The sequence below is a fragment of the Pseudonocardia sp. T1-2H genome (assembly GCF_038039215.1).
In the GTDB taxonomy this organism is placed as follows: domain Bacteria; phylum Actinomycetota; class Actinomycetes; order Mycobacteriales; family Pseudonocardiaceae; genus Pseudonocardia.
In genome coordinates this window covers 70,766-83,692 of sequence record NZ_JBBPCL010000003.1, presented here as the reverse complement: position 1 = coordinate 83,692, position 12,927 = coordinate 70,766, and the positions used below count along the sequence as shown (strand labels likewise).

Sequence of the window (12,927 nt, the reverse complement as noted above, 5' to 3'; positions counted from 1 at the left end):
CGAGGAGCTTCTGAGCGCCGCGGAGGAGGACGGGGCCCAAGGCGCGGCCGTCGTTGGAGCCCGCATGTTCCGGCAGCCCAAGCCCACCCACAACATCAACACCAGGCGGCTTGACACAGGCCTACTCAGACGACCGACGTCGTGGACGAGCTGCTGCAGAGCGTGCTGCGCTACAGCGATGCGGCGCGCACCTCCGAAGAGGACATCGCCCCCGGCGGTCGCACCCCCGCTGCGCACCTGTGCTTTCCGCTCCCCGCGGGAGCCGGCCGACCTGAGGCTCCGCTTCAGGGGGCGATGCCGACGTACTGGGTCTCGAGGTACTCCTCGATGCCCTCGCTGCCGCCCTCACGCCCGAATCCGCTGGCCTTCAGGCCGCCGAAGGGGGCCGCGGGGTTGGAGATGACGCCCTGGTTGAGGCCGATCATCCCGGCCTCGAGCGCCTCGCAGACCCGCAGCGCGCAGCCGACGTCCCGGGTGAACACGTAGGCGGCCAGGCCGTACTCGGTGTCGTTCGCGGCCGCGATGCCCTCCTCCTCGGTGCTAAACGTGGCGATCGCGGCCACCGGACCGAACACCTCCTCCCGCAGGATGCGCGCGCCGGCCGGCACGTCGGCCAGCACCGTGGGGGCGTAGAAGTGCCCGGGGCCGTCGATGGCCCGGCCGCCGGTGGTCACCGTGGCTCCTCGGGCGACGGCATCCGCGACCAGTTTGGCAACCTTGGTGCGGCCGGCCTGGTCGACCAGCGGGCCGACCTCCACGCCGTCCTCGCTGCCCGGCCCGACGGTCAGCGCGGCGAGCCGCTCGGTGAGCCGGCGGGTGAACTCCTCCGCGATCCCGGCCTGCACGTGGAAGCGGTTGGCCGCGGTGCAGGCCTGGCCGACGTTGCGCATCTTGGCCGCGACGGCGCCGTCCACGGCGGCGTCGAGGTCGGCGTCGTCGAACACCAGGAACGGCGCGTTCCCGCCGAGCTCCATGGAGGTCCGCAGCAGTTGCTGGGCGGACTGCTCGATCAGGCGCTGCCCCACGGGGGTGGAACCGGTGAAGGACAGCTTGCGCAGTCGGGGATCGCGGATGAGCGGTTCCATGACCGCACCGGTGGTGGAGGTGGTCACCACGTTGAGGACGCCGTCGGGCAGGCCGGCGTCGATCAGGATCTGGGCCAGCGCCAGCATGCTCAGCGGCGTCTGGCCGGCCGGCTTGACCACCATCGTGCAGCCGGCCGCCACCGCGGGGCCGATCTTGCGGGTGCCCATCGCCATGGGGAAGTTCCAGGGCGTGATGAACAGGCACGGGCCGACCGGCCGCTTGATCGTCAGCAGCCGCGTCGCGCCGTCCGGAGAGGTGGCGAACCGCCCACCGATCCGGACCGCCTCCTCGGAGAACCAGCGGAAGAACTCGGCGGCGTACCGGATCTCGGCCCGCGACTCGGCCAGCGACTTGCCCATCTCCAGCGTCATCAGCAGGGCGAGGTCCTCGATCCGGGAGAGGATGGTCTCGAAGGCCCGGCGCAGGATCTCGCCCCGCTCGCGTGGCGGGGTCGCGGCCCAGCCTGGTTGCGCCGCCGTGGCCGCGGCGAGCGCTGCGTCCCCGTCCTCGACGGTGGCGTCGGCGACGTGCACCAGGGTCCGACCCGTCGCCGGGTCCTCCACGGCGAGCGTGCGGCCGCTGCTGGAGTTCCGCCACACGCCGCCGATGAGGAGTTGGGTGGGGGTCGAGTCCAAGACCTCGCTCGGGTGGGTGCCGGCGTGCAGTGTGCTCATGGTTGTCCTGTCGCTTGTGCGGGTCGGGTCGGCCGGCGGCGCGGGGCTGCACCGGCCCACCCGACGCCTGTGGTGGAAGGCGCCGCGAACCGCCCGGCGCCGGAGAACGGGCTCGCTCAGGTGGTGACCCGGGTCGGGTCGGCGGCGATCTCCGCCGGGAAGCTCTGGCCGGCCCGCTGCCGGCTGATCAGCCAGTAGAGGACGCCGGAGACCAGCAGCCCGACGACGAAGGAGAAGTCCGCGCCGCCCAGCGCCTGGGTCACCGGCCCGTTGTAGAAGCTCAGCGAGAAGAACGGCACCATCGCCAGGAAGCCGGCGAAGTAGGCGGTCAGGCCGCGGGCCGACCACTGCCCGTAGGCGCCGCGCGGGTCGACGATGTCGGTGACGCTGTAGTGCCCCCGCCTGACCAGGTAGAAGTCGACCAGGTTGACGGCGGTCCACGGGACCAACAGGTAGACCATCACGCCGAGGAAGGTGTTGAAGGCGTTGAGGTAGTTGTCGGGGATCGCCAGGCTGACCACGATGGTGGCGACACCCACGATCAGCAGGCCGATCACCCGGGTGCGCACGCCGGGTCGCACATGCCGGATCCCGTCGGCGATGGTCGCCCCGGTGAGCATCGCCCCGTAGGCGTTGACCCCGGAGGTCCCGATCATCGGCGGCACGCTGGCCAGCACGGCGATGATCCCGAAACCGGGGAAGACCAGGTTACCCACCTCGTGCATGGCGACGATCGGGTCGGACGCGGCGACGTAGGTGGCGAACAGGGAACCCAGGCACGCCAGCCAGCCGGCACCGGCCAGCCCGCCGATGAACGTCCAGCCGATCAGCTTCTTGGCCGGGGCGTCCTCGGGCAGGTAGCGGCTGTAGTCCGACACGTAGATGGCGTAGCTGATCTGGTATCCGCCGGCGGCGGCGAACTGCACGAGGAAGGGCGTGAACGCCCAGCCGGAGGCCCGCGGCGGGGCGCCCGCGGCCGGGTACTTCACGATCACGACCACGGTCAGGACCGCGAAGACGACCAGGATGACGAAGCTCGACCATCGCTGGAACACGTGCAGCAGGTCGTGGCCGACCATCGCGATCCCTACGGCGAGGAGCCCGAAGAGGACGTACCAGATCTTCCCACCGGGGACGACGATGTCGATCGCCTCGGTGGACAGGATGAAGTAGAAGACGTTGTAGCCGACGTAGATGAAGATCGCGACGGCCATCGGGAACATGGCGCCCCGGGCCCCGAACTGCGCCCGCGACTGGATCATCTGTGGCAGGCCCAGGCGCGGCCCCTGGTTGGCGTGCAGCGCCATGAACAGGGTGCCGAAGGCCATCCCGGTGACCGAGCCGATGATGGACCAGATCAGTCCCAGCCCCATGCTCGGGCCGATGAAGCCGATCAGCATGGACGGCAGGACGAACCCGCCGGTGAACCAGAACGGGCCCTGGTGCCAAACGACGCCGTGTCTCTCGGCGAGGGGGACGTAGTCGATCGAGCGGGTCTCCAGGCCTCGGATGCCGGCCTGCGGACGTGCGTCATTGCCCATGGTGCCACTCCTTTGTGATGGGGTCCTGCGACGCGATCGCCGCGTCATGCGCAGTGCGGTGTCCGTGCAGCAGGGCTGATCGCCCCCGGCGGCCTCAGCGCGGGGGTGCTGCGCCGGGCCGGTGGTGGACCTCGCGGCCCTGCAGGTAGACCGAGTCGACCTGGGTGCGCCGCAACTCGTCGATATCGGTGCGCGGATCGCGGTCCAGGACGACGAGGTCGGCGTACTTCCCGGGCTCGATGGAGCCCACGCGGTCGTCCATGCCCAGTGCTTTCGCGCCTTCGAGCGTGAACAGGCGCAGCGCCTCGCTGAAGCTGATCTTCTCGTCCGGTTCGACGTGCCGGCCCCAGTAGCTGCGCCGGGCCATCAGGCACCAGATGCCGAACAGCGGGTTCGACTGTTCGGTCTCCGCCCCGAGGCAGACGTCCGAGCTGGCTGCCGGCAACACGCCGGCATCGAGGATGGTGCGCAACGGGAGTCGTCCGGTCATCCCGGCGTCGCCGAGGAGCATCGGCACGTAGTCGCCCACGAAGTTGTGCAGGAACGCCGGCTGCAGGACCGGGCGCACCCCCGCCAGCCGCCAGGTGGCCAGGTCCCGAGGGGAGTCGAGCACGTTGCCGAGGTGCTCGATCCGCACCGCCGGATGGTCGGCGGGGTCGCCCGAGCCGAGCACCGCGGCCAGCGCCTCGTCCTGCGCGGCAGTGCCGTTGGTGTGGATGGCCAGGTGTACGCCCGCCGCCCGGGTGGCGGCGATCGCCTCGCGGATCGAGGCGTAGGGCAGGTTCAACCGGCCGTGGTAACCGGGGTGCGGGGCGTGGTCGAGCACGTAGGGCGTCCGGCTGGCCGCGTTGCGGGAGGAGTAACCGCCGTCGGCGAACACTTTGACGCCCACGGCCCGCAGCCGGTCGGGATCGGCAGGCCGGTGACCACTGACCCAGCTCGTGGCCTCGGTCAGCGGCAGCGCCGCCGGCGACATGAGGTAGAGCCCGGCGCGTGCCGGCAGCCGGCCGCTGCCGGTCAGCCGCTCCAGGAGCGCGGCGCCGTCGGTGGACTCGACCATCTCCCCGAACGCGGTGACCCCGTGTGCGGTGAACAGGTCGCGGAAGGTGTCGGCGACGTACCCCTCCACCGTGCCGGCGTCCGGGGTGGGGATGGGGAGCATGGGGTCGATCTCGGCGACCAGCCCGGTGGGCTGCCCGGCCTCGTCCACCTCGACGACTGGGCTGCCCCAGCCGCCGGCGGCACCGGCCATGAAGCGCTCGACCCCGGCCAGCCGCAGGGCCGGGGTGTTGAGCACCGAGGCGTGGCCGCCCATGTGCAGCACGATCGGCACCCGGTCGCTGACCCGGTCCAGTTCGGCGCGGGTCAGGTAGCGCCGTTCGGCGATCTTCTGGTCGAAGAAGAGGTTGGCGTAGCCGACCAGCCACTCGTCTCCGGAGATGTCGGCCAGCCCGGCGTGCAGCGCGTCCAGGACGTCGGGGATGGTCGCGCAGCCGGGGAACCGGCAGTCGACCCCGCGTCCCCGCCCCACACTGATGTGTTGCAGGTGCATGTGCGGGTCGACGAAGCCGGGCAGCACCAGCCGCTCGCCGACGTCGTGGACCGGAAGGCCCGCGGCCCGTGCCTGCTCGGCCAGCTCCCGGCCTCCGACCGAGTCGATCCGTCCGCCACGGACGACGACCGCCTGCGCGTCCGCCGTCCCGGTGACGGTGACGACGCGGCCGGTGAGCGCGAAGTCTGCTGCCAGCTCGGTTCCGATGGTGCTCACGACGGCGTCAGCGCCCCGCGCCGACCGGCCCGGAGGCCGCGTCAAGCGTGGGGAAGTAGCCGGCGGCGAACTGGATGCGCCGCTGGAAGGGCTTGGCCTTGGCCAGTGACCAGATGAGCGCGGACCGGGCGCCCAGCGCCTGGTCGGGCCAGCGGGTGCCGATCTTCCCGTACATCCGAGAGTAGCGCTGTACCCGGTCGACCACCGGCTTCTCGCTGCGCTGCCACACCTGCAGCGCCGTGTCGATGTCATGCACGTCGAGGGACTGGGCCAACGCGATGCTGTTGGCCATCGCGGTGCAGGCCGCCTGCCCGAGATTGGGTGACATGGCGTGCGCCGCGTCGCCGATGACTGCGGCCCGCCCCCGGTACCAGTGGCGGGTGACCACGTCGGAGAACGCCGCCCAGCGTCCCTCGGGCATGTCCGGCACTCGTTCGAGCTGGGAGCGGAAGCTGGGAAAGGAGTCGATCCAGGTCTGCCGGTTGAACGGCTGCTGCGCCGTCCCTTCGGTGTCGTCCTCCGGGCAGCAGAGGAAGAGGTAGGTCCACTCGGGCGACGACGGGATGACGCCCACCCGGCGTCCGCCGTTCCATTCCTCCCACGCCACGTTGACCGGGTCGTCGTCGGTGCGCGGTACGAGATGGCGCCCGCAACCGTCGCCGAGGTTGGTGATCTGCTGGGTGAGGCCCAACGTGTCGCGAACCCGGGAGTAGACGCCGTCGGCGCCGATCACCAGGTCGGCCTTCACCGAGCTGCCGTCGGCCAGGTCCAGCGACCCGTCCGCACCGGCACCGATGACCGCCGAGCTGGTCCGGATCTCCACGCCGGCATCGGTGGCCGCCTGAACCAGTGCGGAGTGCAGATCGCGGCGCAGGACGGTGTACAACCGGCCGTCGCGGAGCCACTCGCGCTGCAGCAGCCGCTGCTTGTGGTCGCGCAGCTCGGGGCTGTTGATCCGCTCGCCGCGTGACGTGACCGCCTCGGCGGCACCGATCGCCTCCAGTGCGCGGAGGGCGTTCTCCCAGAGGTAGATGCCCGCGCCGATCTCGCGGAGCTCGGCGCCCCGTTCGTGGACCCGCACCGACCAGCCGCGCTGCGCCAGAGCGGTTGCCATGGTCAGCCCGGCCAGGCCCGCGCCGGCGATCTCGACATGCTTCGTGCTGCTCACGTATCTCCCTCGACCGTGGGGGCGACTTCTGTAGTCACACTTCAGTTTTGTGGAAGCTACTTCAGTCATGGCGGTGGCCACAAGAGGCGTGGGACTTCTCCGGTCGTGTCGGCGCCCGGATACAGTCGGGGTCGCCCCGTTCCCTAGGAGAGATGGCGGTCTGTGACGAGCAAGCCGGTCGATCCCCCGGGGACCTCGGGGGCCGCATGCGCGAGCTGCGCCGGCGGAACAACATCACCTTGCGCGAGGTGGCGGACGCCGCCGGGGTCTCCGAGAGCTTCGTGTCCCAGGTCGAGCGCGGCGTCGCCAACCCGTCGATGGCGTCGCTGCGCCGCATGGCCGAGGCACTCGGGGAGAGTGTCGCGTCACTTTTCGTGGGGTCGGAGATGCCGGGCATGGTGGTCCGGGCCGGCGACCGGAAGCGACTGGCCCACCCGGCCGGCTCCCTGGACGACTACTTGCTGACCCCGCCCGGGGCCAAGACGCTGCAGATCATCTACTCCGTGGTCGCTCCCGGTGACGGCTCCGGCGAGGAGCCGTACACCCACCCGGCCGACGAGGAGTGCGTCATCGTCATCGTCGGGCAGCTGGTCGTCATCGCAGGGGGAGGAGTACCTCCTCGAGGAGGGCGACTCCCTGCTCCTGGACCCCCGTCTGCCGCACAGTTACCGCAACCCCGGGCAGGTGCCGGCCCGCTCGATCTGGGTGATGAGCCCACCGATGTACTGACCGCCGGCCCCGTCAGCGCCAGTACGGCTACGACCGGATAAGTGAGCGACGGCGGTCGCGAGCCATGTCCGACCGGGTCGAGCGCGGCCGGGTCGAGCTCGCTGCCGGCGGCGAGCTCCAGGTCGGTGCGGTCGCTGCTCATCGTCGGCGGGACCGGTCGGGGCGGCTGCGCATGACGGTCAGCGGATCATCTGGACGGTGATCTCGTCCAGGCCCAGGTCGGCCCAGGCGGTGTCCGCGGTGACCGTGGGCAGCGCCAGCCGGGCGCCCAGGGCCAGGCAGCAGCGGTCGCCCAGGGACAGCCCGGCGGTCCGGGTGCGGGCGGCGGCGGCGGTGAATCCACCGAGCTGCGCGATTTCAAGACACGCCCGGGCGCTTCCCGAGGACGAGCGCGCTGAGGCCTTCCAGAGTGACGAGTTCCGCCAGCTGATCGCCCAAGCGGCGGTCCCGGCCGTCGTGGCGGAGGCCGAGTGCGCGACCCACTGTTTCTCGCACTGCGGCAGCCACTGCTTCGGGCACGGCTGACCCGGTCGGCAGCACTGTCGGGGTCCGGCACCCGTGCGCCGGGCCCCGACGCCGTCGTCTCCGCCGTGGGAGCGCGGCTCACCCGCCGGCGATCGTCCCCGGGCTCCCGTCGTCCCGGACGACCGGCAGCCCGGCGGCCGCCCACGCGGTCATCCCGCCGGTGAGGTTGCGCACGTCGAACCCGGCGGCCAGCAGTCTGGCCGCGGCCTTCGCGCCCCGGTGTCCCGTCCGGCAGGTCGTGATGATGAGCCGATCCCGGGGGACCGCTTCGGGATCCAGTTGCTCGAGCGGCATGTTCACCGCGCCCGGGGCGTGACCGGCGGCGAACTCGTCGGGCTCGCGCACGTCGACGAGGAACGCGCCCTCGTCGATCAGCCGGGCGGCCTCGGCGGGGTCGACCTGCGGGACGTCGGTCGTCTCGACGGTGCCGGTGGTGTTCGTGTCGGTGCTCATACCTGTCCGGGTACCCATCGGGGACTGCGCCTCGCCGGTGAACCAGGCGGACCGGACGCGCTCACACCCCGGTCTGCGCGGGCAACCGGCCGGACTCGACGGCCGCGACGAAGCTCCGGTAGTCGCGCTCGTTCTGGTCGGCGTAGGCCTCGCCGAACTCGGCGAGCGCCGTGTCGACGACGTCGCCGCCGCCGAGGTAGGCCGCTATGGTGATCCGGTCCCCCGATCGCGCGTGCGCCCGGGCCAGCGTCCATCCGCACAGTGCCCCGTACCAGCCCATACCGGCCGGCGTCATGGCCTCCACGGTGGCCGACGCCTTCCAGTCCTGCAGCTGCCGCAGGTAGAAGTCCCGTGGGCCGCCGTCGATCCCGTCGACGCGGTCCCAGCCCAGGAAGATGTCGCTGGTGGCCTGCATGAGGCGCTGTCCGGTGACGACGCGCCGCCCCTCGTTCGGATACTCGCTGCTCCGGCCGACCGTCGCCACCACCGACTCTGCGCTTCCTTGGCCTGCAGGAACAGCGGGTCGGAGTCGTCGCGGCCCAGCAGCCAGCAGCAGTGGCTCCTCGGAGTCCTCGCCGACCAGGACCGCGCCCGGACCGCCGACGTCCGCAGGCCGGCGCAGGACGAGCTCGGGCGTGCGCTGGCTGTGTTCGCGCGGCAGCGAGCCGACGTCGACACCATTAGTCGGGCGGGGTGAAGGTCAGTCGGTCACGGCTGTGACGCCGCCGCGATGAGGGTGCGCTCGCGGTCGGCTAGTCGGGTCAGGAGCACCTCTGGCGGTGGGCCGTCGTGTGCGGCGAGCAGTGCGCGTCGTGTCCCGGCGAGGTGCAGGAGTTCGCGGAGCGGGTCCATGCGCTGTAGTTGCCCGGACACCGGGTGCGGGTGGTCGTCGAGGTCGGCCGGCTCGCGGTGCCGGCGGACCCAGTCGTCGAGCTCGACGGCGGTCGCGGGCGAGTCCACCGGGAGCAACGAGGTGCGCGCGAGTGAGGCCGCCCGCTCGGCCTCGAGGTCGGTCTCCCATTGCGCGACGATCGGCTCCCACTGTTCGCGGGCCTCGGCGGCGGTGACTCCGAGGGGGTCGGCGAGTTCGTCCCAGCTCGCTCCGCAGGTCCGCTCCATCACGATCGCCGCGGCGATCAGGCGCTGAGCCAGCGCGGCCAGGCGGACGGCGTCGCCGGTGACGACGCCCCCGAGGGTGCAGTGTGCTGCTCCCGGGAGCAGGGAGCGGCTGAAGTCCGAGATGGTCCGGGCCGACTCGGCGAGCGCGACCCAGGCGCGGGAGCGCGAGGTCAGCGGGGCGAGCGGGTCAGAGGCGAGCTCGGTTCGGGGTGTCTGAGGCATGACCCCGAGCCTGGTCGCGGACACGGGGCCGAGGGCCGTTTCCAGAGATCTGTGGACAACTTCGTTCCCCGCCGCCGGGCGGGCTGCTCTCTCTGCCGGCGGGCGGACCTTCCGGGCTGCGCACGCAGGTGCGGGACGCAGCCGAACGGGTGGGGTCGTGGTCGCCGACGACGAGACGGTGCCCGCGCCCCGCTCGACGGGCAAGGCCCTGCGCTGCGCTCCGGTCGCTGCGCGATCGCCTCCGGCGAGCCCTGCCCGCCGACCCGGGCACGGCCTGAAGCGCCGTCCCGCCGGCGCCCCACCGCCCCGCACCCCGCGGGCACGCGCCGGCCACCGGCCGCCGCGACCCCGGAGGACAGCGCTCATGCCCAGCTCCCACACCCAGACCGCCCACCCGCCGTGCATCTCTGGCCCCGCGTTCCGGATCTCCCGGCCGAACATCGAACCGCCGCTCGAGGACGCGCCGCAGAACGGCTGCCCGACCTGCGGGCACACCCCGGACCGGGCCGCGGCCCTCGCGCCGGTGGAGGCCGGGCCGCTCACCCGCGACGTCCCCCGGGACGCGGCCGCGGTCACGGCCGCCCGCCGCGGGCTGCAGGCGATCCTGGAGGCCGCCGTCGGGCGCCGCAGCCTGGCCCAGATCAGACGGCACGCCGACCGCCGCGTGCTCGCCTACCTCGAGCAGATCGAGCCCGCCTGCGCCCGCGCCGGATCCCTCAGCCTGCGCCGGTTCCACGCCGCGCAGCCCCTCGAGGGCGCCCTCGAGGTCACGGCCCTGGTCGAGCTCGGGCGGCCGCGGGCGCTGGCCGCCCGCTTCGAGCTCGCCGAGCTCGACCTCGGGAAGTGCACCGCCCTGCGCATCCTCTGACCCCGCCCAGCGTGGGGGCTGCCATCCGAGTGCGCAGCCCTACGCCGCTAGTCCAGGCCGACGTCGTCGACGACATCTCCAGCCGTCAATCCGTGGCGGGACCGCCGGAAGTGGGCGGCCGCGGTGCTGGGGTCTTCCCCACCTCAGCGCCGCGACCGCGGCCACAGGCTAGCACCCGAAGCGAACACATGTTCGATACTGGGGGTGATCGTCCTGGTTCACCTTCGCCGCTGGAGCCGGGCGAGGAATCCGCCCTGACGGCAGCACGGCAACGGGGTGGGGCGAGCGGCGATGAACCGGGCCCGGTCCGACACGGGTGAGACGAGCCCCTGTCGGGGTCGCTGCGCGATCCCACCCGGTCGAGACGAGCCCGGACCCCCGCCGTCCCTGCGGGACCCCACCCGCACCGCGCAGGGGGCAAGCCGCGGTTCCCACCTCAACTCCCACAGCGAAGGAGCACGACATGGCCGAGATCCCGCGCATCGACGGTGTCCCCCTCGACCTCACCCCGGCGGCCCTCGTCGACATCGGCGCCCCCTGCCCCCTGGGCTACCAGGCCGGCATCCTGCCGGGGCGCCACGAGGTCGGCGAGTGGATCACCTGCCCCGACTGCGGGGGCGAGCACGAGATCCTCAACATCGTCCCGGTCCACATCGCCCACAACATCAACTACGTCTGACCCCGCACCCACCGAAGGGGGCCCGCTGCGGCGGCCCCCTTCTCTCGTGGCCCTGGCCACGACGGTGTGGGGCCGCGGCAGAACTGTCCGACACCGGCCCTACCGTCGCCGGGTGCCTGAGGAAACCCCGAGTAGGAGCAGCCGCGGACCATCCTGCAGCGGATGCTCGACGCGAAGATCAGTGAAGACAGGGCCCTCCACTACCTGCGCAACGACTGGGTCCGGTCCGACGGACAGGTGATCACCGACGTCGACACCGTGGTCGAGAAGTTCGTCATCTCCCCTCCCCCGGTCACCGAGAACGTGAACGACCACCCTGGCGAACCGCCTGAGAGCAGATCTCCTCGACGGACTCGACCGTCCCGCAGCTCGTGCTGACGCGGATGCCCGCACGGCTTCCACCCTCTGGCCTGCGCAGATGCGGCGAGCCTGGAGTTCATCCGCGCAGGGAGCGGGTCGGGCCCTAGGCTGCGGTGCATGTCCATGACGGCCGTGCCGGTGATGGCGCTGGTGCGCGTGCAAGTCCCCGACGGCATCGACCCCGGCCTGGTCGAGGCCGAGGTGACCCGGTCCATCTGCCTGCAGGACGAGACTCCGATGAGCGCCGAGGTCATCGCCCTGCCCGCCCGCGGAACCAACCGCACCGTCGGCCAGGGCCGTCACGAGTTTGTCGCGCTGCTGTCCGCCGCCCAAGACACCGAAGCGGACGTGCTGGCCCGCGTGGCGCAGAAGGCGCTGCGCAAAGGGATCCGGAGGCGGTTCGGCACGGACACATCGGCCAAGCTGCGCGCGGGCCTGTCCGGGCCCGAGCTCGCCGCAGGGTGGCAGTCCGTGCGCGGCGAACCTGTCGAGCTCTGGGCCGGGCCCGACATCGTCGGCAGCTGACCTCGTCATCGTTGGCCTGTGGCCGCACTGGCCTGATGGGCGAAGCCGGGTCGGGGAACGTCCCCGGTAGTACCCATCCCCGCTCTTCCTCTTCAACGGTCCGAGGATCGCCAGCCCAGCGGGGGATTCTCTACGAAAGGGCTACCGGCATCCCGTACCGGATCCCTAGGCCGTGGAGGGCGCGCACCGGCAAGGGCCGTTGACCCACCTGGATCGCCGCACGGGTTGTTCCGCGGCGAGCGGCCCGGGCGCGCCTCCGCCTGGGTGAGGGCGTGGTGACTCTGCACCCCGGCCGCGGCTTCCCGGTCGATGCCCCGCCTGCCCGGCCCGACCCGGGTGAGATCACCGCTGCGGTTCCCCCGGTCACCGAGAACGTGAACGACCACCCTGGCGAACCCGCCTGAGAGCAGATCTCCTCGACGGACTCGACCCGCAGTTCGTGCAAGTGGATCAGCTGGCGGATCCGCCTGTTCGAAAACAACGTCGTCGTCGGGGCGATCCCCGGCGCCGGGAAGGCGGCGTCGATCCGCACGCTCGTCCTCGGGGCCCACCCTGGATCCCACCGTCGAGCTGCGGCTGTGGTCGCTCGCACAGAACGACTTCGCCGCGCTCGAGCGGATCTCCCACACCTTCGGCTACGGGCTCACCGACGACGTGATCGAGGAGTGCCTGACCGACCTGCAGGCGGTGAAGAAGAAGATCATCCGGCGCACGCAGGGTCAGTCGTCCTCGATGAGCTTCCACGGAGGCTGGTCGTCGGCCGGGTCCCGGATCCCGCGCATCGTGTGAGCCTGGCCAGGAACGTACAGGCGCCAGGCCGTTGCTGTGGCGTCCGCGGCCCACCGCCGGCCTGAGCGGCCCGCCTCGGCCGTGTATCCGGTGACCTCATCGAGCACCTCGAACATCGCCTGGTTCTCGCAGTCGAAGAACATAAGGACGTACTGCGCGAGATAGGGCAGCGAGAAGGAGTCGCCCTCGCCATCGTTCTCCAGGTACTGCCTCAGCATCACTGGAATCGTGTTCATCTTCTCGTCGAAGTAGTGCCTTCCTTCGCCGCCGCGTCCCTGCGCTGCCGCAAGATCGGACCAGAAAGTCTTGTGGCTCCAGCCGGGCAGCATGTCCCATAGCTCGAGCAGGTGCTTCGCGTCTGCAACGTCGTCACTCACGTAGATCGTGTCGCTCAGCGTGACCGATCTATTACTCCTTGCCC

14 protein-coding genes are annotated in these 12,927 nt (G+C 71.6%); 6 read left to right on the top strand and 8 right to left on the bottom strand.

The window, feature by feature from the left end; all coding sequences use genetic code 11:
* Positions 1-284 precede the first annotated feature (284 nt).
* The 4 genes from WBK50_RS33995 to WBK50_RS33980 all read right to left on the bottom strand — a co-directional run bounded on the left by WBK50_RS33995 (position 285) and on the right by WBK50_RS33980 (position 6,237).
* Positions 285-1,760, bottom strand: a complete 1,476-nt coding sequence (locus WBK50_RS33995) for an NAD-dependent succinate-semialdehyde dehydrogenase (protein WP_341339853.1) — start codon at positions 1,758-1,760, stop codon at positions 285-287.
* A gap of 116 nt (positions 1,761-1,876) precedes the next feature.
* A complete protein-coding gene (locus WBK50_RS33990) occupies positions 1,877-3,301 on the bottom strand; it encodes a purine-cytosine permease family protein (RefSeq protein WP_341339852.1) in 1,425 nt (474 codons plus the stop codon).
* Between the two features lie 94 nt (positions 3,302-3,395).
* Entirely contained in the window at positions 3,396-5,069 is a 1,674-nt protein-coding gene (locus WBK50_RS33985; RefSeq protein ID WP_341339851.1) for an amidohydrolase, read from the bottom strand.
* Between the two features lie 7 nt (positions 5,070-5,076).
* Positions 5,077-6,237 (bottom strand): NAD(P)/FAD-dependent oxidoreductase, encoded by a 1,161-nt coding sequence (locus tag WBK50_RS33980; RefSeq protein WP_341339850.1) that lies wholly within the window; start codon positions 6,235-6,237, stop codon positions 5,077-5,079.
* A gap of 152 nt (positions 6,238-6,389) precedes the next feature.
* On the opposite strand from WBK50_RS33980, the gene WBK50_RS33975 reads away from it, so the two are divergent.
* Positions 6,390-7,007, top strand: a complete 618-nt coding sequence (locus WBK50_RS33975; RefSeq protein ID WP_341339849.1) for a helix-turn-helix domain-containing protein — start codon at positions 6,390-6,392, stop codon at positions 7,005-7,007.
* A 562-nt stretch (positions 7,008-7,569) separates the two neighbouring features.
* Here the strand turns inward: WBK50_RS33975 and WBK50_RS33970 are convergent.
* Both WBK50_RS33970 and WBK50_RS33965 read right to left on the bottom strand, forming a co-directional pair.
* Positions 7,570-7,944, bottom strand: a complete 375-nt coding sequence (locus WBK50_RS33970) for a rhodanese-like domain-containing protein (RefSeq protein WP_341339848.1) — start codon at positions 7,942-7,944, stop codon at positions 7,570-7,572.
* Between the two features lie 61 nt (positions 7,945-8,005).
* Entirely contained in the window at positions 8,006-8,431 is a 426-nt protein-coding gene (locus tag WBK50_RS33965) for a DUF2252 family protein (RefSeq protein WP_341339847.1), read from the bottom strand.
* Positions 8,432-8,446: 15 nt separating this feature from the next.
* Between WBK50_RS33965 and WBK50_RS33960 the strand changes: the two genes are divergently transcribed.
* Positions 8,447-8,641 (top strand): hypothetical protein, encoded by a 195-nt coding sequence (locus WBK50_RS33960; RefSeq protein ID WP_341339846.1) that lies wholly within the window; start codon positions 8,447-8,449, stop codon positions 8,639-8,641.
* An 11-nt stretch (positions 8,642-8,652) separates the two neighbouring features.
* Here WBK50_RS33960 and WBK50_RS33955 read toward each other — a convergent pair whose 3' ends face one another.
* On the bottom strand, positions 8,653-9,285 hold the full coding sequence (locus tag WBK50_RS33955; RefSeq protein WP_341339845.1) for a hypothetical protein: 633 nt from the start codon (positions 9,283-9,285) through the stop codon (positions 8,653-8,655).
* Between the two features lie 364 nt (positions 9,286-9,649).
* Between WBK50_RS33955 and WBK50_RS33950 the strand changes: the two genes are divergently transcribed.
* From WBK50_RS33950 to WBK50_RS33935, 4 genes are all read left to right on the top strand, one after another.
* Entirely contained in the window at positions 9,650-10,153 is a 504-nt protein-coding gene (locus WBK50_RS33950; RefSeq protein ID WP_341339844.1) for an Rv3235 family protein, read from the top strand.
* A gap of 463 nt (positions 10,154-10,616) precedes the next feature.
* Positions 10,617-10,832 carry a hypothetical protein gene (locus WBK50_RS33945; RefSeq protein ID WP_341339843.1) on the top strand — a complete coding sequence of 72 codons (216 nt, stop codon included), beginning with the start codon at positions 10,617-10,619 and terminating at the stop codon, positions 10,830-10,832.
* Between the two features lie 162 nt (positions 10,833-10,994).
* The gene (locus WBK50_RS33940; protein WP_341339842.1) at positions 10,995-11,210 is read left to right on the top strand and encodes a hypothetical protein; all 216 of its coding nucleotides are present in this window, start codon (positions 10,995-10,997) and stop codon (positions 11,208-11,210) included.
* Positions 11,211-11,315: 105 nt separating this feature from the next.
* A complete protein-coding gene (locus WBK50_RS33935) occupies positions 11,316-11,717 on the top strand; it encodes a hypothetical protein (RefSeq protein ID WP_341339841.1) in 402 nt (133 codons plus the stop codon).
* Positions 11,718-12,436: 719 nt separating this feature from the next.
* On the opposite strand, the gene WBK50_RS33930 is transcribed toward WBK50_RS33935, so the two are convergent.
* Positions 12,437-12,883, bottom strand: coding sequence for a hypothetical protein (locus WBK50_RS33930; protein ID WP_341339840.1), 447 nt, complete (start codon positions 12,881-12,883; stop codon positions 12,437-12,439).
* Between the last annotated feature and the right edge of the window lie 44 nt (positions 12,884-12,927).